Origin of the sequence: Hymenobacter terricola, assembly GCF_017921975.2 — a bacterium.
GTDB classification, from domain to species: Bacteria; Bacteroidota; Bacteroidia; order Cytophagales; family Hymenobacteraceae; genus Hymenobacter; species Hymenobacter terricola.
The window spans coordinates 133,332-152,160 of the sequence record NZ_JAGEMO020000018.1; the positions used below are offsets into that span (position 1 = coordinate 133,332).

The 18,829-nt window shown below is 62.8% G+C and carries 15 protein-coding genes, 1 pseudogene and 1 riboswitch; of the genes and pseudogenes, 9 read left to right on the plus strand and 7 right to left on the minus strand.

Annotation, left to right across the window (positions count from 1 at the left end):
• Positions 1-137: 137 nt before the first annotated feature.
• Entirely contained in the window at positions 138-494 is a 357-nt protein-coding gene (locus J4G38_RS14710; RefSeq protein WP_210518629.1) for a hypothetical protein, read from the minus strand.
• A gap of 105 nt (positions 495-599) precedes the next feature.
• On the opposite strand from J4G38_RS14710, the gene J4G38_RS14715 reads away from it, so the two are divergent.
• Entirely contained in the window at positions 600-2,057 is a 1,458-nt protein-coding gene (locus tag J4G38_RS14715; RefSeq protein WP_210518630.1) for a hypothetical protein, read from the plus strand.
• A gap of 225 nt (positions 2,058-2,282) precedes the next feature.
• Here the strand turns inward: J4G38_RS14715 and J4G38_RS14720 are convergent, their stop codons facing one another.
• A complete protein-coding gene (locus tag J4G38_RS14720; RefSeq protein WP_210518632.1) occupies positions 2,283-2,924 on the minus strand; it encodes a hypothetical protein in 642 nt (213 codons plus the stop codon).
• A 57-nt stretch (positions 2,925-2,981) separates the two neighbouring features.
• Between J4G38_RS14720 and serA the strand changes: the two genes are divergently transcribed.
• The 4 genes from serA to J4G38_RS14740 all read left to right on the plus strand — a co-directional run bounded on the left by serA (position 2,982) and on the right by J4G38_RS14740 (position 7,062).
• Positions 2,982-4,883 (plus strand): phosphoglycerate dehydrogenase, encoded by a 1,902-nt coding sequence (gene serA, locus J4G38_RS14725; RefSeq protein ID WP_210518634.1) that lies wholly within the window; start codon positions 2,982-2,984, stop codon positions 4,881-4,883.
• A gap of 37 nt (positions 4,884-4,920) precedes the next feature.
• Entirely contained in the window at positions 4,921-5,211 is a 291-nt protein-coding gene (locus tag J4G38_RS14730; protein ID WP_210518636.1) for a hypothetical protein, read from the plus strand.
• Complete coding sequence (locus J4G38_RS14735; RefSeq protein ID WP_210518638.1) at positions 5,153-5,833, plus strand: TlpA family protein disulfide reductase; 681 nt, start codon at positions 5,153-5,155, stop codon at positions 5,831-5,833. The genes J4G38_RS14730 and J4G38_RS14735 overlap by 59 nt, the downstream gene beginning before the upstream one ends.
• 173 nt (positions 5,834-6,006) lie before the next feature.
• Positions 6,007-7,062: a T9SS type A sorting domain-containing protein gene (locus J4G38_RS14740; RefSeq protein ID WP_210518640.1), complete on the plus strand. Its 1,056-nt coding sequence runs from the start codon at positions 6,007-6,009 to the stop codon at positions 7,060-7,062.
• A gap of 111 nt (positions 7,063-7,173) precedes the next feature.
• Here the strand turns inward: J4G38_RS14740 and J4G38_RS14745 are convergent, their stop codons facing one another.
• From J4G38_RS14745 to J4G38_RS14755, 3 genes are all read right to left on the minus strand, one after another.
• Entirely contained in the window at positions 7,174-8,346 is a 1,173-nt protein-coding gene (locus tag J4G38_RS14745) for a serine hydrolase domain-containing protein (RefSeq protein WP_210518642.1), read from the minus strand.
• A gap of 160 nt (positions 8,347-8,506) precedes the next feature.
• Positions 8,507-10,357, minus strand: a complete 1,851-nt coding sequence (locus tag J4G38_RS14750) for an FG-GAP-like repeat-containing protein (RefSeq protein ID WP_210518644.1) — start codon at positions 10,355-10,357, stop codon at positions 8,507-8,509.
• 413 nt (positions 10,358-10,770) lie between these two features.
• Positions 10,771-12,207 (minus strand): D-alanyl-D-alanine carboxypeptidase, encoded by a 1,437-nt coding sequence (locus J4G38_RS14755; RefSeq protein WP_210518646.1) that lies wholly within the window; start codon positions 12,205-12,207, stop codon positions 10,771-10,773.
• A gap of 288 nt (positions 12,208-12,495) precedes the next feature.
• Between J4G38_RS14755 and J4G38_RS14760 the strand changes: the two are divergent.
• From J4G38_RS14760 to J4G38_RS14775, 4 genes and pseudogenes are all read left to right on the plus strand, one after another.
• Positions 12,496-12,801, plus strand: a pseudogene (locus tag J4G38_RS14760) (hypothetical protein); the annotation flags it as partial.
• Positions 12,785-13,387 (plus strand): hypothetical protein, encoded by a 603-nt coding sequence (locus J4G38_RS14765; protein ID WP_210518650.1) that lies wholly within the window; start codon positions 12,785-12,787, stop codon positions 13,385-13,387. The pseudogene J4G38_RS14760 and the gene J4G38_RS14765, both read left to right, overlap by 17 nt.
• A 140-nt stretch (positions 13,388-13,527) precedes the next feature.
• Positions 13,528-14,106 carry a helix-turn-helix domain-containing protein gene (locus J4G38_RS14770; RefSeq protein WP_210518651.1) on the plus strand — a complete coding sequence of 193 codons (579 nt, stop codon included), beginning with the start codon at positions 13,528-13,530 and terminating at the stop codon, positions 14,104-14,106.
• Between the two features lie 127 nt (positions 14,107-14,233).
• Complete coding sequence (locus tag J4G38_RS14775; protein WP_210518652.1) at positions 14,234-15,340, plus strand: NADH:flavin oxidoreductase; 1,107 nt, start codon at positions 14,234-14,236, stop codon at positions 15,338-15,340.
• A gap of 85 nt (positions 15,341-15,425) precedes the next feature.
• Here J4G38_RS14775 and J4G38_RS14780 read toward each other — a convergent pair whose 3' ends face one another.
• Together J4G38_RS14780 and J4G38_RS14785 are read right to left on the minus strand one after the other, a co-directional pair.
• Positions 15,426-16,622, minus strand: a complete 1,197-nt coding sequence (locus tag J4G38_RS14780; RefSeq protein WP_210518653.1) for a trans-sulfuration enzyme family protein — start codon at positions 16,620-16,622, stop codon at positions 15,426-15,428.
• 145 nt (positions 16,623-16,767) lie between these two features.
• A riboswitch (SAM riboswitch) is annotated at positions 16,768-16,882 on the minus strand.
• A 134-nt stretch (positions 16,883-17,016) separates the two neighbouring features.
• On the minus strand, positions 17,017-18,627 hold the full coding sequence (locus J4G38_RS14785) for a Na+/H+ antiporter (RefSeq protein ID WP_210518654.1): 1,611 nt from the start codon (positions 18,625-18,627) through the stop codon (positions 17,017-17,019).
• Positions 18,628-18,829 lie beyond the last annotated feature (202 nt).

The following is an 18,829-nucleotide window of genomic DNA, read 5'->3' on the forward strand; positions in this document are numbered from 1 at the left end:
ATTACACAAATGAACGTCATGCAGAGCGTAGGGAAGCATCTCGCGGGCCACCGCTACATATTGATGGCATCACGATTGAGTCACTTACCCGAGCGAGATGCTTCCCTACGCTCTGCATGACGTTCTTGCACACGCCACTACAGCCGGGCGCGCACCAAGCTCATCAGTCCGTTCAGGTCGGCCGCGTCCATTTCCGGCGCTTCAATCAGCGGCGTCAGCGCCCCGGTTTCGGAAGCGGCAAAGGCGGCCGGCAGCGGATGCGCCCTCCACTGCGGGTAGTCGCGCACAAACTCGTCGCGGTGCAGGAATCCGACCGGCATGGGCAGCTTTTCAATAAATTCTTTCCACTCCGGCCGCATCGACGTGGCCCCGTAGGTGATGGCGCACAGCGAGCACGGGTAGGTGCTGGGCGAGAGGATTTTGTGGAACATATCCTTCAGGCCCACCAAGCGGCCGCCGGCGGCATTGTACACGAAAAGCAGGCGGTGGGGCATGGGCAAAGTGGGAAGCGGAACAGGTTTGGCCCGCAAGATAAAGCCGGCCAACCCGGCGGAACGGCCAACCGGCCCGGCCTATCTTGCGCCCCTTATCCTTCGGCCTTGCAAGACACTCCTTCGCTCCTTCCACCGGCCCGCGCCGGCCGTTTCCATTCGTTGCTGTGGCTGCTGCTGGGGAGCCTGGTGCTGCTCTACGGCGGCCTCTACAACGGCTTCCCGCTCGTGACCTACGACACGGGCACTTACCTCGGCAGCGGCCTCAGCGGCATCGTGCCCGACGACCGGCCCATTACCTACGGCCTGTTCACGCGCCTCACCAGCCTGAATTTCTCGCTGTGGTTCGTCATTTTTTTTCAGTGCCTGCTGCTGGCCGGGCTCCTGCTGCGCTACCTGGAAGTGTACGTGCCCCGGGTGCGGCACCCGGCCACGCGGCTGGCCTTGCTCCTGGCCTTCATGTGGGCCACCGGCCTGTCCTGGATTAGCTGCGAATTGATGCCGGATATTTTCACGGCCATCGGGCTGCTGGCCCTGGGGCTGGTGCTGCTGGGCCGCGCGCCGAGCGCGCCGGGCCGGGTGGGGTTGCTGCTGCTCACGCTGGTTTCGGCCATGATGCATTCGTCCAACGTGCTCACGTTTTCGCTGGTGGTGGGTGGTTTCGGGTCGTTGGCGTGGGCGCGGGGCTGGCTCCGGCGGGGCTGGGTGCGCCCGGCCTACTGGCGCCAGAGCCTGGCCACGGTGCTGGCCGCGTGGCTGGTGCTGCCGGCCCTGCACGCCGCGTTTGGGGGCGATTTCGCCATTTCCCGCGCCGCGCCGGCCTTCCTCATGGGCCGCTTATCGGAAACCGGCATCCTGGAGAAATTCCTCGACCACAACTGCGGCGATAAGCAGGCATACTCCCTCTGCGCCTATCGCGACTCGCTGCCCAACACTGCCAGCGCCTTCGTGTGGAGCCCCAAAAGCCCCATGAACCTGACCGGCGGCTGGAACGCCCACCTCGACGAGTACCGTGGCATTATCAAGCAGGTTCTCACCACCCCGCGCTACTACCCCTACCTGGCCTCGGAGGCCGTGCAGGCCACTTTTCGCCAACTCACCCACGCGCTGCACGGCGCCGGCGCACCGCCCGCCTGCGGGGTCGATACGCCGCCGTGGTCGCAGGTCAGGCTCTTCCGAAACGGCTACGAGCTGAAGGAATACATGGCCTCGATGCAGAACCAGAGCCTGCTGGACTTCACGGCCCTCAACGAGCGGCTGCCGTGGGTGTACCTGCTCTCCATCGTGGCCCTGCTGGTGGGTTTGGCGCAGCCCGGCATCCGGCGCCGAGTGGGGCCGGCGGGGGCCATGCTGCTGGTGCTGGTGGGCGTGATGCTGGTGGCCAACGCCTTCGTGACCGGCAACCTGGCCAACGTGCTCGACCGCCTGCAAGTGCGCATGGCGTGGCTGCTGCCGTTCGCGGCCCTGCTGCTGGCGGTGCAGCACGGCCCGGCGGTGCTGGCGGCGGGGCTACGGCGGCTGCTCGCGCAAGCCTATGAGCCCCCAAAGGAAACAGACAGTGATTGATGGTAGCAGTTAGGCAGTTGGATAGTCGAAATAAGCCGCAAAGCGGCGACACGTTGGTAGTACCTAAATTAAAAAACAGGAATGAGCCGCAAAGCGGCGGCACTTTTCGCTGGTTGAAATGCCGCCGCTTTGCGGCTCTGAACGCGTCGGCAATCACAATAATACCAACGTGACGCCGCTTTGCAGCTAAGATATTGCGCCAACTGCGCAAGTCATATGGCACAATTATTCCTGGATGGTCAGCTTAGCGTAGGTATAGCTATTGCCTTCGTGATTCCCATTCCACATTCGCTTCTTTAAAATCAAAACATTAGTGGAAAGCCAGTATACATCATTTGGCTCCCAGGTCATGGGCTCAATGGATGGTTCCAGCTTCCAAACTTCCCGCCATTTATCATTCTCAAACCGAAACAGGCGAATGCTATTCGGATAGGCCCAGTATTCTATACCGCCCGAAATAGCGACAAAACTTTTGAAGTCGGGCGAATACCTAGGCAAGTCGTACAGCTCCGTCTTCTGCCCACTTTTATCGAGCAGAATAAAGTTTGACCATTCGTAATGATTGTGCTCAATTAAGTGGCATTCAAACTGCGGCAAGTAGCCGCGATATGCAAATTTTTCCCAGTCAGGGTTTTCTTCATCGATGTTGTTGTCGCGGAAAACCCGATTGCCTTTTGCCGTAGGAATCGTAATTCGTCCATGCTGCTTTTTCAACGGAAACGTCATTACCGGCCTGGTTAAAACACACGTGTTTTTCGCCGCCAAATACGCCGCCTTCGTCAACGGGCTGAACGTGACCCGCACCGGAGCCGGCCCGGCAGGAATTCTCAGCAACAACGCCAGCAGCAACAGGAGCGCAGGTTTCATAAAATACTTGGGTTGCGAATACCCCGACAAGGTAGCGCCGGCCGCATCTTTGTAATCATGCCCAACCCCGCCGCTCCCCTGCCCTACCTCGTTTTCGATTTTGACAGCACGTTCACCCAGGTCGAAGGCCTTGATGAGCTGGCCGATATCGCCCTGCAAGGCCACCCCGACCAGGCCGCTGTGGTGGCCCAAATCCGGGCCCTCACCGACCAGGGCATGGCCGGCGAAATCGGCTTTCAGGAGTCGCTTTCCAAGCGGCTGGCGCTGCTCGGCGCCAACGAGCGGCACCTCGCGCCGCTCATTGCCCGCCTCAAAACCAAGGTGAGCGAGAGCATCCGGCGCAACGGGGCCTTTTTCCGGCAGTTTGCGGATAGGATTTACGTGGTCAGCAGCGGGTTTCGGGAGTTTATCGAGCCGGTGGTGGCCGAGTTCGGCATCACGCCCGACCATGTGCTGGCCAACACCTTCACGTTTGACGCCGCCGGCAACATCACCGGCTGCGACCCGGCCAATGTGCTGAGCCGCGACGGCGGCAAAATTCGCCAGCTCGTGCTGCTCGATTTGGACGGGCCCGTGTACGTGCTCGGCGATGGCTACACCGACTACCAAATCCGCGAAGCCGGCCTGGCCCACCGCTTCTACGCCTACACCGAAAACGTGGCCCGCCCCACCGTGGTGGCCCGCGCCGACGAAGTGCTGCCGACCTTTGACGAGTTTTTATATCAGCTTAAGCTTCCGATGACCCTTTCGTATCCCAAAAACCGCATCAAGGTTCTGCTCCTCGAAAACCCCGACGCCCGCGCCAAAGAGCTGTTCACCCAGGAAGGCTACCAGGTGGAGGAAGTGAAAGGCGGCCTCGACGAGGACGAGCTGATTGCCCGCATCGAAGGCGTGAGCATCCTCGGCATCCGCTCCAAAACGCAGGTAACCCAGCGCGTGCTCGACGCCGCCAACCGCCTGATTTCCATCGGCGCGTTCTGCATCGGCACCAACCAGATTGACCTCACCGCCGCCATGAAAAAGGGCGTGGCCGTGTTCAACGCGCCGTTTTCCAATACCCGCTCGGTGGTGGAATTAGCGCTGGGCGAAATCATCGTGCTGGCCCGCCGCATCCCCGAGAAAAACCCCAAGATGCACGCCGGCGAGTGGGACAAATCGGCCAACGGCTCGTTCGAGATTCGTGGCAAAACCCTCGGCATCGTGGGCTACGGCAACATCGGCAGCCAGCTGTCGGTGGTGGCCGAGGCCGTGGGCATGAAGGTGGTGTACTTCGACGTGGCCGAAAAGCTCCAGCTCGGCAACGCCGTGAAGTGCCGCACGCTTGAAGAATTGCTGCCCCAAGCCGACGTGGTGACCCTGCACATCGACGGCCGCTCCGAGAACCAGAACTTCTTCGGCTCAACCGAATTTGCCCTGATGAAGCCCGGCGCGCTGTTTCTCAACAACGCCCGGGGCCATGTGGTGGACGTGCCGGCCCTGGCCGCCGCCCTGCGCAGCCGCCACCTCGGCGGCGCGGCCGTGGACGTGTTTCCGTACGAGCCTAAAACCAACCACGAGAGCTTCGAAAACGAGCTGCGCGGCCTGCCCAACGTGCTGCTTACGCCCCACATCGGCGGCAGCACGGCCGAGGCCCAGCGCAACATCGCCGAGTTTGTGCCCGAGCGCATCATGCAGTACATCAACACGGGCAACACCCAGCAATCGGTCAATTTCCCCAACATTCAGCTGCCCACGCAGCAGGCCCACCGCCTCATCCACATCCACGCCAACGTGCCCGGCGTGCTGGCCAAAATCAACAACGTGCTGGCCGCCCACCACGTCAACATTCTGGGCCAGTACCTGAAAACCAACGAGCTAATCGGCTACGTGATTACGGATATTAACCGCGAATACGACCACGACGTGATTCAGGCCCTGCGCGAGGTGGAGCACACCATCAAGTTCCGGGTGCTGTACTAGGTTCCGGCAAATTCTACCTTTCCAATCTGCTGCTGCGGTGAAAAAATACGTCCTGGCCGTATTGCCCGGCTTCCCGGCGCTGGCCCAAGCCCAAGCCCCGGCGGCTTTTACTTTAAAAGGCAGGCTGGCTCAGGTGGCAGGCCCGGCCAAGGCGTACCTGCGCCGCGAAGGCTTGCAGCACGCCAAAATCACCGGTTCGGCCCTGACTGCCGAATACCAGGTGCTGACGGCACAGCTCAAGCCCAGTACCGAGCAGCTGGACGCGCTGTATGCCCAGTACCGGGCCGCCCCCGGAGAAACAGCTGGACACGCAGACCGATGCCCTTGAAAAGGTGCAGATGGGCATTTTTGCCGCTTACATCAAGGCCCACCCGCACACCCTGATGAGCCTCGGCGCCGTGAGGGAACTGGGTGGGGCCGTGCCCAACTACGCCACCGTGGCACCGCTCTTCAACCTGCTGGCCCCGAGCGTGAAGGCGACGCCTGAAGGCCCGGCCTACGCGGCCACCCTGCAAGCGCTGCAACGCATAGCCATTGGGGCGCAGGCTCCGGATTTCACCCTGGCCACGCCCGAGGGCAAGCCCGTGGCCCTGTCCAGCTACCGGGGCAAGTACGTACTGGTCGATTTCTGGGCCAGCTGGTGCGGCCCCTGCCGCCGCGAAAATCCCAACGTAGCGTCGGTATACCAAACCTACAAGGACCGGAATTTCGAGGTTCTGGGCGTGTCCATCGATGTGGAGCGCAACCGGGCGCAGTGGCTCAAAGCCATCAAAGATGACAACCTGGCCTGGACGCAGATATCGGACCTGAAACAGGAAAACGAGGCCGCAAAACTATACAGCGTGCACGCCATCCCACAGAATTTACTGGTTGACCCCAGAGGCAAAATCGTGGCCACGAACCTGCGCGGCGATGAGCTAAAAACGACCGTAGCACGCTTTATTCCTTAGTTGATTAAGGCTGACAGTCCAGTTATTGCCCGTGCACATGTAGTCTTGCAAAGCGCTTCAGCAGTACCCCAAGTAAGCATAACAGTTCGAATGCTAGCCAATTAAACCAATAGGGAATTCTTGCTTCTGCGATTTAAGTGTATTAATTTACGATACACTTACACTAAATCGTTATGGCAAATTTCAACCACTTTTCCCCAACGGTGCGGCCGGTGTGGCCCAATTCAGCAACACCCTGGCCATTGCTTTGGCTACTGGCCGCGATTTCGCTGCTGGCCGCGCAGCCCGGCTGGGCGCAGGATGTGTCGCAATATCGATTTGCGGCCAGCAGCAGCACTTTTACGCCCATCGTTGGGGGCACAGCCGTGAGCAATCTATCGGCAAATGATGCCATCTCGGCCAATATCCCGCTGCCGTTCACTTTTTACTACGGCGGCCGGGCCATCAATTCCATTCAGGCCACTACCGACGGGTACATCGACGTGCGGGGAAGCAGTACGTATTCGCAGTCAATCAATGGGTTGGGCCTGGGCTTGACGACCATCGCGCCGTACTACGACGACATGACCGGCGTAAACGGCACGGCCTCCTACGCCGTCACGGGCAGCGCGCCGAACCGGGTGTTCACGTTTGAGTGGCTGAACTGGGCCGACGGCTACAACGCCACTACGCCCAGCCTCTCGTTTCAGGTCAAGCTCTACGAAGGCACCAACGTAATCCAGTTCGTGTACCGGCCCGAAGCGGGGCCTTTTGACAGCAGCATTGCCAGCGCGTCCATTGGCATCGATGGCGGCTCGGCGGCGGCGGGCGGGCGCGGCAACTTTATCTCGCTGGCCGATGCCTCGGCCAGCCCCGCGGTGGTGAACAACGCCACGGCTGCCCTGCCCGTCAACACCATCAATACCCGGCCCGCCACCGGCCAAACCTACACCTTCGCCCCGGCAAATGCCCTGGCCGCCCACGCGGCGCTTGGCGCGGGCAGCATCGAAGTCTTTCCCAACCCCGCCCAGCGTGCCTTCACCCTGCGCCTGCCGGCCCTGGCAGCCGAGCGCACGGCCCAGGTCACCGTCATCAACAGCCTGGGCCAGCCGGTGCAAACCCGCTTGCTGGAGCTGAACCCCGCCGGCACCCAAACGCAGGTCGACGTGAGCGCGCTGGCGGCCGGCCTGTACACCGTGCGGCTGCAGGCCGGCGGCCTCAAGGCGGCCCAGCAGGTGGTGGTAGAATAAGCCTGATAATGTAGAGACGCGACCCTTCGCGTCTTGTCGTTGCTGATGTTGTTGAGAATGCGCAGCACCAGTCGTTCAACGAAGAGACGCGAAGGGTCGCGTCTCTTCGTTCTAATACGGCACGTAATTTTCCCACTGCCAGGGCGTGGTTTTGTCGCCGAGCAGCTTCTCCAGCAGCTCTTTGAAAATATGCTCGGCGTTGGAGCTGTTGCTCATCAGCAGGATGGCCTTTTTGCGGTCCTGGAAGATGACGCTGTGGTTTTCCCAGCCGTCGTCGTGGCCTTCCTTGAAGTAGGCGTGGCCGTAGGGCGACTCGAACGTGCCCCAGCCCAAGTCGTAGGCCAGCCGGATGGCGCGGTTACTATCGGGCACGACCACGGATGCCATGGGGCCAAACTGGCCCTTGAACGGGATGCGGACCTGGGGCCGGGTCATTTCGGCCTGGGTGGCAGGCTTCAGCAGCTTGCCCTGCATCACGCCGGCCAGGAAGGCGGCGTAGTCGGCGGGCGTGGTTTCCATCGAGCCGGCGGCCTGGGCTTTGCTGCGCTTGTGCGTGCCCAAAACCTGGCCCTGCTCGTCGTAACCCAGGGCGTAGTTGGCATCGAAGGCCGGCTGCCACACGTAGCTGGTGTGCGCCATGCCCAGGGGCTGGAATATTTGCGTGGCGCTCAACTCCAATAAGCCTTTTTGGGTGATGGCTTCGATGACCAGCTGGAGTATTTGCAGGCCCTCGCCGGAGTACCAGTATTGGGTGCCGGGGTTGAATTTGAAGCGCAGTTTTTTATCGGGCGCGAGCCAGCGCCAGTTGGGCAGGCCGGTGGTGTGGGTGAGGCACTGGCGGGCCGTGAGGAGCTTCCACCGGTCGTCGCCGGCCAGGTCCTGGTAGGCCTCGTATTCGGGCAGGGGCTTGGGCAGGTATTGCGCCAGGGGCTTGTCGAGGCCGAGGCGCTTTTCCTGCACCAGCTGCATCACCAGGCAGGCAAAAACTGCCTTGCTGAACGAGGCGGCGTACATGGAAGTCCCGGTTTCCAGCGGGGCTTTGGTTTCGAGGTTGCGGTAGCCGTAGGCTTTGAGGTAGCTGACTTTGTTGTTTTCCAGCAGCGCCAGGGCCAGGCCGGGAATGTGGGCCGTGTCCATCAGCTGCTTCACCAGCCGGTCAATTTCCGGGCCTTTCAGACTGCGGCCATCCAGGGTGTGAAACGTGGCGGCGGACTGCGCCCGGGCTTCGAACGAAGCAACAAAAAGCGCGTTGAGCAGCAGGCAAATAGGAAGCATCGTTCGCATAGCAGCGGCTGGAATGGACAGAATTGAAAAGCTGCGCTAAAGAAAGCATTTCCGCTCCAAACGAACCATGCCGGGCAAAAGCAACGGCCCCCGACACTCCATGACGGAGGCCGGGGGCCGTGGTTATTTCAGACTAAATCCCGGCTCGAAAATCGTCGGCTTATTGCCGGGTCACTTTGCGGGTGATGGTGCCGGTGGCGGTGATGAGGCGCAGCACGTACACGCCGGGGGCCAGGGCGGGCAGGGCCACCAGGGCCTGGGGCGCGGCGCTCAGCTGGAGCTTGGCAGCGTATACCGGGCGGCCGGCCAGGGTGGTGAGGCTGACGGCCGTGGCCTGGGGCTGGTAGCTGCCGGGCAGGGCCACCGAAAGGCTTTCGGCGAAGGGGTTGGGGTAGGCTTCGGCGGTGGTAACGGCGGCAGCGGTGCGGCTCAGGGTAACTACCGGCGAGTAGGCCACCGTCCCGTCCAGGTCTACCTGGCGGAGGCGGTAGTAGCGGCGGGCGGCAGCCAGGGCCGTGGCCGAAGCGTCGAGGTACTCGTAGCTGCGGGCCGTAGCGCTATTGCCGGCGGCGGCCAGCTCGGCCACGGCGGCGAATTCGGTGCCGTTGGCCGAGGCTTCCACCACGAAGCTGGCGCTTTTCACTTCCTGAGCGGTGGCCCAGCTCAGGCGGTTGCCGGTGCTGGCGGCCTGGCCGGTGAAGGCGGTGAGCACCACCGGCAGCGGCGACGACGACAGGGCGGCCACTTGGTTCTGCTCGAAGCGGTAGATGGTACCGTTGGCGTCACCAACCAGCAGGTCCAGGCGGCCGTTGCCGTCGAGGTCGGTGATGAGCGGGGCGGCGTAACCGCCTTCGGCGTTGGCGGTGGTGCCCGCCGTGGTGCCCATGTTGATGGCCATACTGCCGTTGGTGGTCAGGTTGCCTTTGCTAACGAAGGTGGTGGCGTAGCGGGCCGACTGCTCGTAGCGGGTGATGGCGCCCAGCTGGCTGCCCATGATGAGGTCGAGCAGGCCGTTGCCGTCCAGGTCAAACACGAGGGGCTTGGCCGTGCCGTTGGTGGCGGCGCCGTCGGCTTTGATGTTGGCGCCGGCGGCCTGGATGTTGCCGGCATCGGGAATGAACGTTGTGGCGTTCACCGAAACAGCCTCGTAGCGCTTCAGCAGGCCGGAGTAGTCGCCAATCAGCAGCTCCAGCTTGCCGTCGCCGTCCAGGTCCGTCACGGCCGGGCGGGGGAATTGGCCGCCGGTCACCAAATCGCCGCCGGTGCTCACCTGAATATTGGTTTTGGCGGTGAAAGCGACCGAGCCGGCAGCCGTCTGCTCGAAGCGGGCAATGCGCTGGCTGTCGCCGGTGCCCATCAGCAGGTCGAGCAGGCCGTTGCCGTCGATGTCGCACACGGTTGGCTTGGCGAAGTTGGCTACTTTGATGTCGGTAGCGCCCACTTGCAGGTTGCCGATTTTGGTGTAAGCCAAGCCGTTCACGGCCGTTTGTTTCCAGTATTCGATGTTGCCGTTGCCGTTGCCAATCAGCAGGTCGGCGCGGCCGGTGTTGGTGAGGTCGGCGCAGGTGGGCGTGGAGTAGGACACCGTGCCGTAGGCAGGTATGGTGGCGGCCGTCACCCGCATGCCGCTAAAAGTGCTGCCCTTGGCAGTCAGCTGCGGGAAGCTGGCCCCCGACGAGCCGCGGGTGATGCCCAGCTGGTTGGCCGAGACGGCGTTGCCGGCGGCCGTCGTCACCACCAGTTTGCCGGTGCTGGCGGCCACGGGAATCGTCACGAGGATGGCCGTAGCCGTGTTGGACGTAATTTTCAGGGACTGGCCGTTCAGGAGCACCGCAGTGGCACTGCCCAGGCTCAGGCCGGTGATGGCAACGACTGAGCCGGCGGTGGCCGAAGTAGGCGTAAACGAGGTAATCGTTTGGGCCGAAGCCGCGACGGGCAGGAACAAGGCAAAGGCCGCCAAAGCCGTCCGGCGCAGGGTTTGCAAAGAATCGGAAGCGGAGAAAAACGACATATTGACGACAGAAGAAGTGGCGGGGATGAGGGGTCTGCGGTGGTTGTTCCGACTTGACGATACAAAGCTGGCGAGAGCCGCCCGCCGTTATTTTTCCTATCGTTTAACCCCGGTCCTCCCTCGTCGGACCCTCCTTAATTCCCAGCGAACGGAAAGGCCCCGCCCCACGCCCCACGGGCTGCCGGGGCGGCTCATTGCATCAGAGCATGTTATGGGTATAATGGCCTGGTGCACCGCAGCAGCCCAGAACCAGCCGCGGGCCGGACCAGCCCGGCATTTCGCAGGCGTTGCGCGGTAGGCTGGCAAAATCACGCGCCCCCCCGGCACGGGGCCACTGCCGCGGCACCCAACAGGCGTTGCGGCCGGTCAGCATCCGGCATTCTCCCTATCCGAAGCGTTGCGCCACTTATAGCTTACAGCCGCTCGCGCACCTGGCGCAGCACTCGTTCCACCTCGTTGCGCATGTCGCCGCTGTCTACCACGTGGTTGTTGTTCATGAAGCTGAAGGCCACCAGCCGGCCGCTTTTGGTGCGCAGGTAGCCGCACACGTTGAGGTTGTTGCTGAGGGTGCCGGTTTTGCCCCACACCCAGGGGCCGGCCGCGTCATGGTAGCGCTTGCGCAGGGTGCCCTGGCCTCCGCCGGCCGCCAGCAGGCTGAGCAGGCGGCGCTCCGGCACTTCCTGGTGCAGCTTGAGCAGCAGGGCCGTGAGGGTGCGCGGGGTGATGAGGTTCAGCCGCGAAAGCCCCGAGCCATCGACCCAGAAAATGGGGTCGGGCAGGCCGGTGAGCAGGTTTTTGCGGGCGTAGCGAATCACACGGGCCGTGCTGAGCGAGTCGTGCTTGCCGATTTTGGTGCTGCACATCAGCAGCAGCTGCTCGGCCAGGAAGTTGTCGCTCACGCGCAGCATGCGGCGGTAGAGGGAGTCGACACGCAGCCCGTTGAGCGTCCGAATGGAATCCAGGCCCGGCCGGGGGCGCCACACGGCCCCGGTGGTGGCCCGGCGCAGGGTGTCGCCCAGCAGCCGCAGCATCAGCCCGCTGCTGGTGACGAAGGGCGTTTCATCGACCCACTTTTTGTTGGTGGGCAGCACGTAGAAGCGGTTTTCCTTGGGCGTGCGCAGGACGTGGGTGTCTTTGTCGAAGTCGGGCGTGAGCAAATCGGGCGAGGCCGGTCCCACCAGCGGCGCGAAAAAGCGCGGCAGCACCCGCACCCGCGACTGCGGCGGCAAGGGCGAACGCACGGCGGCCACGCCCCCGGCCCGCACTGGCAGCGGCGGCGTGGCATAGAAGCGCACCGTGTTGCCGTAAATCGGGAAAGCCGTGCGCTCGGGCTGGAAGTAGTAGCCGTAGTCGTCCCAGGTCCAACTGGGGCCGAAGGGCGCGACGCAGGCAATGGCGCAGTAGGCCAGGTTGTGTTCGGGGCGGTGCAGCAGGAAGCTGTAGGCGCGGCGGCTGGGCACGTCGCCGTGCAGCAGCGTAGGGTCGCCGGTGCCCTGGAAAAACAGCGTGTCGTTGCGGCTGAAGTAGCGCAGGCTGGGCAGCGAGTCGCCCAGGATGTGCAGCCCGGCGTAGAAGCTGAACATTTTCATGTTGCTGGCCGGGGTGAAATACTTGGCGTCCTGGTAGCCGTAAAAAGGCCGGGCGCTGTCGGCATACGCCAGGCTCAGGCCCACCTGGTGCTGGCGCAGCACCGGCGAGGCGGCCAGCAGCGAATCGAGCCAGGGCAATGGGTGGCCGGGCGTGGCCACCTCCGGCGCGGCCGGCCGCTTATCGGTGCCGGATTGGGCGCAGGCCGGCAGCTGGGTGGCCCCCACGATGAGCAGCAATAGAAAGTAGAGCGGACGTAGCATCGGCCGCAACTTACGCAGCAAACGGGGCTGGGGCGGCTTTATAGGCAACAAAAGATGCAGCAGCGAGCGTAGCGCGGACTTTGTAGTCCGCGTCCCGGAACGAGCTGGCGGCGCGGGGACGCGGACCACAAAGTCCGCGCTACAGCAAAAGAGCAGGGCTTTGGATTGGCAAATCCGTAGCTTCTGAATATGGTGGCTGAGGGCGTCCGCAAATTTGCCACGCTGTACAAGCTGCTGGCCAATGGCACGCTCACGCCCGAAACCACCCTGTTCTGAGACGAGCCGGAGGCCAACCTCAACCCTGCCCTGCTAAAGGAAATGGCCGCCGTGCTCACCGAACTGGCCAGGGCGGGCTTCCAGATTATTCTGGCCACGCACAGCCTGTTTTTGCTGAAGGAGCTGCACATTCTGGCGCAGCGGGAGAAACAGCCGGCCAGGTATTTTGCGCTATTTGCGGGCGAGAACGGGGCCACGCAGGTAGAAACCAAGGACGATTTTATCCAACTCGAACACGTTGCGGCACTGGATGCGGAGCTGACCCAGACCTTCGATTTTGAGGATGCCTTAGACCAGGACTATGCCGGTGATTCCTGAGGGCAGCCTATTGTTTGATTTCCCGGACGCCGACAACTGGCACGCTTTCAAGTACGACGAGAAGGACAAGTCCAGGCCTGGTTTCTACCAGGAATGCCTCGAAAAAACGGACGGCATCAAAGGCGTGGACATTGTGGCCGGCATTTCACCCGGCTTTCACACCATTACGCTTATTGAAATCAAGGATTTCAGCGGGCACGCGCACGACTTGAAAGAGGAGGTGCGCAGCGGAGCAATCCCCTTGGAAATTCTCCAAAAAGCCCCGCATACGTGCAGCGGCCTCTACTTGGGGGCGCGCAACAAAACCCCATTGCTAGCCCCCGACCTGCGGGCAGCGGTTCGGCGCCCGTCCCAACGATTGGAAGTGGTTTTCTTTTTGGCCGAAGACCCCGTGCGGACTTCCTTGCCCGCCCATGAGCGGCGGCAGAAAGAGCTTAGCCGCCGTACTCGCCGGCAAGACTTGCTGAAAAAGATGCGGGAGAAATTCAAGCCGCTGGGCATTCCGTGCGATTTGGCGGAGTTGGGTGACCTACCGGAGCGTTGCGGCTGGACGGTGACCACCCCCCAAGCCACTGACGAAACCTAGCCAATGAAACATATTCCTCTTGCAAAGCCGAATATGTTTCACATCTTGAAACTTATTCTGTGCTTGCCTGCGAATATGTTTCAACGCTTGAAACTTATTTTGTTCTTGTCTGCGAATATGTTTCACCACATTCCAGCGTCATGGCCCGTCCTTCCAATTTCCCCGATTCGCGCCTGGCCATTCTGCGGAAATACCTGGGCTTGCAGCAGCAGGAGCTGGCCGGCTTTCTGGGCATCAGCCGCAGCCTGCTGGCCAACCTCGAAGCCAACCGGCGCTCCATGAGCCGGGAGGTGAGCGAGCGAGCCGCGCCCTTGCTGGTCCTGTTGCCCGAAGCGGCGCTGCTTGCCGTGCTCGCCCCGCCCACGCCGCCCCCCACCCTGCCGGCGGTGCCCGCCCCCGGCCCGCTGGAAGCCCGCCGCGACTTTTGCCTATGGCGGGCCGCCAACCTGCGCTACGAGCTGCGCACCCTGCATGCCCAGGCTACCATCGCCAACCGCTGGCAGCAGGCCGGGCCCACGCTGCTGGCCGCCCTGCCGCCCGCTGCCCCCGACCCGGCCCCGCCCGGCGAGTGGGCCCGCCTCACCTACCCGCGCCTGCTGGCGGAGCAGTGCGCCACCGCCTTCACCCCCGACGACGCGGCCCGCTACCACCTGCTCCGCCTCCAAGCCGAAGCGTTGGAAACGGAAGCGGCCGCTCTGGCCGTGCTCCTGGGGGCGTAGGACGGCGGGGCTGGTTACATCAACGCAAAGCAGAACGTCATGCTCATCATGGCCGCCAAAAAATCAAATCCACCCATCAAGCGGTTGTTGTCGACTTTCCTCTATCCCCCGCAACCAACCGCATAGTATGTCCACCAACGCCCTGTTCGCGCCCTTTGCGCTGAAATCGCTGCAACTCAAAAACCGCATCGTGATGGCCCCCATGACCCGCTCCTTCTCGCCCAACGGCGTGCCGGGGGCCGATGTGGCCGCCTACTACCGCCGCCGGGCCGAAGGGCAGGTCGGCCTCATTCTCTCCGAAGGCACGGTGGTGGAGCGCCCGGCCTCGTCCAACGACCCCAACATTCCGCATTTCTACGGTGAGCAGGCCCTGGCCGGCTGGCAGCACGTCATCGACGAAGTGCACGCCGCCGATGGCAAAATGGGCCCGCAGCTCTGGCACATGGGCGTGATGAGCGGCCACCGCTCCGGCTGGCAGCCCACCGAAGCCTTCGAAGGCCCTTCCGGCCTGCTCAAACCCGGCCAGCCCACCGGCAAAACGATGACCGAAAACGACATCACCGACACCATTGCCGCCTTCGGCCGGGCCGCCGCCGATGCCAAGCGCCTGGGCTTCGACTGCCTGGAGCTGCACGGCGCCCACGGCTACCTCATCGACCAGTTTTTCTGGGCCGGCCTCAACCAGCGCACCGATGCCTACGGCGGCGACGCCCTCACCGCCCGCAGCCGCCTCGCCGTGGAGCTGGTGCGGGAAGTGCGCCGGCAAGTGGGCGACGATTTCGTTATCAGCCTGCGCCTCTCGCAGTGGAAGCAGCAGGACTACGACGCAAAGCTGGCCCACACGCCCCAGGAAATGCAAGCCTGGCTCGCGCCCCTGGCCAACGCCGGCGTGGATATTTTCCACTGCTCGCAGCGCCGCTTCTGGGAGCCCGAGTTTGAGAACGAAGGCTCTGAGTTGAACTTCGCCGGCTGGGTGAAAAAGCTCACCGGCAAAACCACCATCACAGTAGGCTCGGTGGGCTTATCGGGCGAATTCCTGGCCGGCTTCGCGGGCGAAGCCTCGGAGCCGCGCTCGCTCGATGAACTCCTGCGCCGCTTGGACCAGAAGGAATTTGACTTGGTGGCCGTGGGCCGCCAGTTGATTGTCGACCCGAATTGGGTGGAGAAAATCCAGCACGGTCGTTCCAATGAGCTGAAAGGCTACAGCCGCGAGGCGCTGCACACGCTGGTGTAAGCCACGCAGGCAGTAACAAGAAAGGCCGTCATGCCTCGGCCACGCTCGGCATGACGGCCTTTTTTGAGCCAAACAACACCAACCGCTACGCCAGCACCGCTTCCGTTTCCAGCACGGCCGGCGCTTCTGCTCGCTCACTCAGCCCGTCCAAGGCCTGCGTGAGGTCGGCAATCAGGTCGTCGGCCGCTTCCAGGCCGATGGAGAGGCGGAGCAGGCTATCGGCAAAGCCGGCGGCGCGGCGCTGCGCGGCCGGAATGGCCGTGTGCGTCATCGACGCGGAGTGGCACACGAGGCTCTTGCCGCCGCCCAGGCTCACGGCCAGCTTGAAGTAGTGCAGGCTGGTGGCCAGTTGCGTGGCTGCTTCCACGGTGTCGTCGTTCAGCACCAGCGCGATGATGCCGCCGAAACCATCCGGCTGCTGCTTCCGGGCAATGGCGTGGTTGGGGTGCGATTCCAGCCCGGGGTAGTACACGGCGCTGATTTCGGGACGGGTTTGCAGAAAGCGGGCCACCTGCAGCGCCGCGCTGCAGTGCTGGGCAATGCGCAGGTGCAAGGTTTCGAGCCCGCGAATCACGAGGAAGGAATCGAACGGCCCGAGGATGGCCCCCGAGGCGTTCTGGATGAACTGGATTTGTGCGCCCAGCTCCGGCGTGGCGGCTACCACGGCCCCGGCAATCAAATCGGAATGGCCGCCCAGGTACTTGGTGGCGCTGTGCACCACAATGTCGGCCCCCAGCAAAATAGGCTGTTGCAGCACGGGCGAGGCAAACGTGTTATCGACGCACAGCCAGGCCCCGGCGGCGTGGGCCAGCTCTGCCAGCGCGGCAATATCCGAAATCTTGAGCGTGGGGTTCGAGGGCGTTTCCAGCCACACCAGCTTGGTGCGCCCGGTGATGGCCTCGGCCACCTGCGCCAGGTCGGCGGTGTCGCAATACACGATGTCGATGCCGAAACGGCGGTAAACGTGCTCAAACAGGCGGAAAGCCCCACCGTAGATGTCGTCGATGGCCACAATCTGGTCGCCGGTCGAGAGCAGCTTGAGCACCGCATCGATGGCGGCCATGCCGCTGGCAAAGGCGTAGGCCGAATGGCCGTGTTCGAGGCCGGCCAGCAGCTGCTCCAGGGCGCTGCGGGTGGGGTTGGCGGTGCGGGAGTAGTCGAAGCCCTTGTGCACGCCCGGCGACTCCTGCACGAACGTACAGGTCTGGTAGATCGGCACCGAGAGGGCACCGGTTAGCTCGTCGACGGGGAAGGACTGAATGAGGCGGGTGGAAGCTTGCATGGGTATCTGGCGTTTTTGTGGTTGAGACGAAAACGCACCCGGTTACCTAAGCACTTACGCAAGATTTCTTACCGAAAGAGCCTAAAAAAAGCCCTTCCGACAAGTCAGAAGAGCACAACCGCTGCAGACGGGAAAGCATCTTGTAGACTTATCTTCTCCCAAGCCGACCGAAGTCGCCTCAGAACAGGATTTAGCACCTGGTATTGCTACTGGTTGCTAAGGCATCGCAGGGCCTGTCCCTCCGCCTTTCTTGATAAGTGCTCCGATTAGGGAGCGCACCGCAAATATAGCGGCCGGATTAAATCGCGCAAGCAGTTAGGACTGAAAAAAATTTGGCCGTCATGCTTCGCTGCGCGCTGCATGACGTTTTGCTACCAACACTCCACCTCCGCCCCTACCGCTCAATGTGCTTCACCTTCGCCTCGTCCAAATCGAGCTGGGCTTCCTGCTGGCTCAGCACCTCGTCGTCGAAGGAATCTTGGCGGCGCAGGTGGGTCAGGGCCTGGCGCTCCACGTCCAGCACGTCGAGCAGCACGAGGTGGTACTGGCGCAGAGTGTCGCGGCCCGACTCATCGATTTCCAGCGAATTCAGGGTGCGGGTAGTCAGGCTCACCTCGGTTTCCATGCGCTGCTGGAGGCGGGCAATGAGCTCATTGCTCGCCAGCTCGGCGGGGTACTTGCGCTTGAGGTGGGCCACGGCGGCCGTGCGCAGATGCAGGCGCACGCCGGCTTCCTGGGCTTCGAGCGGCTGCCGGTCGTCGCGCTCCACTATTTTGGTGAGGCGAATAATGACCGGCAGCGAGAGCCCCTGGAGCACCAGCGTGACCAGAATGACCACGAAGGTGATGAACAGTATCAGGTTGCGCTGGGGAAAAGCCTGCCCATTGGCCGCCAGCAGCGGCACCGACAGCGCCGAGGCCAGCGACAGCACCCCGCGCATGCCCGCCCAGCCCAGCACCAGCGTGCCCTGCCAGCCGGGGCTGGGCTCGCTGGCCCGGATGCTACGGCTCAGCCAGCGCGGGATGAAAGCCGCCGGAAACATCCACAGCAGCCGAATCACAATCACCAGCCCGCTCATCAGCAGGCCGTAGGTGATGGCTTGCTGCAGGGAATAATTGCCCAGGCCTTCCACCGCAATGGGCAGCTGCAAACCGATGAGGATGAATACCAGCCCGTTCAGAATGAAGCTTACGCTGGCCCACACGCTGTTGGCCTGGAGCCGGGTATTGGCATCAAAAACCTGGTGCGAAAGATGCGAGAGCAGCAGCCCACCGCTCACCACGGCCAGCACGCCCGAAAAATGGAATTCCTCGGCCACCAGATACATCACGTAGGGCGCCATGAAGGTGAGCACTGTGTTGATGCTGGGCGTGGTGGGCAGGTATTTATGAATCAGGAAAAAGCCATAGGCCACGCCCAGCCCCACGGCCAGCCCCATGCTGCTGACCACCACAAAGCTGGTGGCCGCCTGCTGCCACACAAACAGGCCCGAGAGCACGGCCGCCAGCGCAAACCGAAACACAATGAGGCTGCTGGCATCGTTAATCAGGCTTTCGCCTTCCAGAATGGCCGTCACCCGCCGGGGCACCCGAATGCCGCGCAGCACCGAGGTGGCCGCCACGGCATCGGGCGGCGAGATGATGCCGCCCAGCAAGAACCCCAGCGCCAGCGTGAAGCCCGGAATGATGGCCCGCGCCACGTAGGCCACGATGAGCGAGGTAAAGGCCACCAGCCCAAACGCGAGCAGCCCGATGGGCCGCCGCCAGCGCCAGAAGTCGTTCCAGGAAGTCGTCCAGGCCGCTTCGTAGAGCAGCGGCGGCAGGAATATCAGGAAAATGAGGTCGGGCGCGATGGCCACGCGCGGCAGGCCGGGCACGAAACTCAGCGCCAGCCCGCCCAGCACCAGGAAAATGGGGTAGGAAATGTGCAGCTTCTGCCCCAGCATCACCAGCAGAAAGACGGCGAAGAGCAGGCCGAGAATAAGCAGGAGGGTGGAGTGCAGCATGGGAATTGATTGGATTGAGCAGCCCAAAGAAACGTCATGCTGAGCGTAGCCGAGGCATCTGGCGTGCAGCAGTAACTCAATCCTTGAACAAAAGAATTACTCCCCCACGCGCGATGCTTCGACTGCGCTCAGCATGACGTTCTTATCAGGCATGAGCCCCTGCCAGCCGCCCTCACCGCGCAGATTTTTCCCAGTACCAAAT